General features: G+C 51.8%; 1 protein-coding gene. It reads left to right on the plus strand.

The annotated features are described in order from the left end of the window. The first annotated feature begins 74 nt into the window (after nt 1–74). Nucleotides 75–1243, plus strand: a protein-coding gene (locus HYQ67_RS23775; RefSeq protein ID WP_202308647.1) for an IS3 family transposase whose coding sequence is annotated in 2 segments (ribosomal slippage) — nt 75–324 and nt 324–1243 — 1170 coding nt in all. Because the reading frame shifts where the segments join, the coding sequence is not laid out codon by codon here. Nucleotides 1244–1251 lie beyond the last annotated feature (8 nt).

Below are 1251 nucleotides of genomic sequence, written 5' to 3' on the forward strand. Positions count from 1 at the left end.
TATGAAGTGGTTTACTGAATTTGGCCACCTGAACAGAGGTGATATGCTCACCTCAGAACAATACAGGTGCACCAATGAAACGAAGAAATTTTAGTCCTGAATTCAAACGTGAATCCGCTCAGCTGGTTGTCGATCAAAACTACACCGTCTCTGATGCCGCTAAGGCTATGGATGTCGGTCTTTCCACGATGACAAAATGGGTCAAGCAACTGCGTGAAGAGCGTCAGGGCAAAACACCAAAAGCCTCTCCGATAACACCAGAACAAATCGAAATACGTGAGCTGAAGAAAAAGCTACAACGTATTGAAATGGAAAACGAAATATTAAAAAAGGCTACCGCGCTCTTGATGTCAGACTCCCTGAACAGTTCTCGTTAATCGGGAAACTCAGGGCGCGTTATCCAGTGGCCTCTCTCTGCCACGTGTTCGGGGTTCATCGCAGCAGCTACAAATACTGGCAAAACCGTCCTGAAAAACCAGACGGCATGCGGGCTGTATTACGAAGCCAGGTGCTGGAGCTGCATAACATCAGCCACGGTTCAGCCGGAGCAAGGAGCATCGCGACAATGGCAACCCAGAGAGGCCACCAGATGGGACGCTGGCTTGCTGGCAGACTCATGAAAGAGCTGGGGCTGGTCAGTTGCCAGCAGCCGACTCACCGGTATAAGCGTGGGGGGCATGAGCACGTTGCTATCCCGAATCATCTTGCGCGACAGTTCGCCGTAACAGAGCCAAACCAGGTGTGGTGCGGTGATGTGACCTATATCTGGACAGGTAAACGCTGGGCGTACCTCGCCGTTGTTCTCGACCTGTTCGCAAGAAAACCTGTGGGCTGGGCAATGTCGTTCTCGCCGGACAGCAGGCTCACCATGAAAGCGCTGGAAATGGCATGGGAAACTCGCGGTAAGCCCATGGGGTTAATGTTCCACAGCGATCAGGGCAGTCATTATACGAGCAGGCAGTTCCGGCAGTTACTGTGGCGATACCGAATCAAGCAGAGTATGAGCCGGCGCGGAAACTGCTGGGATAATAGCCCAATGGAGCGCTTCTTCAGGAGCCTGAAGAACGAATGGGTGCCGGTGACGGGCTACGTAAGCTTCAGTGAAGCAGCTCACGCTATAACGGACTATATCGTTGGGTATTACAGCGCGCTCAGGCCGCATGAATATAACTGTGGGTTACCACCAAACGAATCGGAAAACCGATACTGGAAAAACTCTAACGCGGTGGCCAGTTTTAGTTGACCACTACA

The organism is Dryocola clanedunensis subsp. sulfonylureivorans, assembly GCF_016756775.1.
Taxonomy (GTDB): Bacteria; Pseudomonadota; Gammaproteobacteria; order Enterobacterales; family Enterobacteriaceae; genus Dryocola; species Dryocola clanedunensis.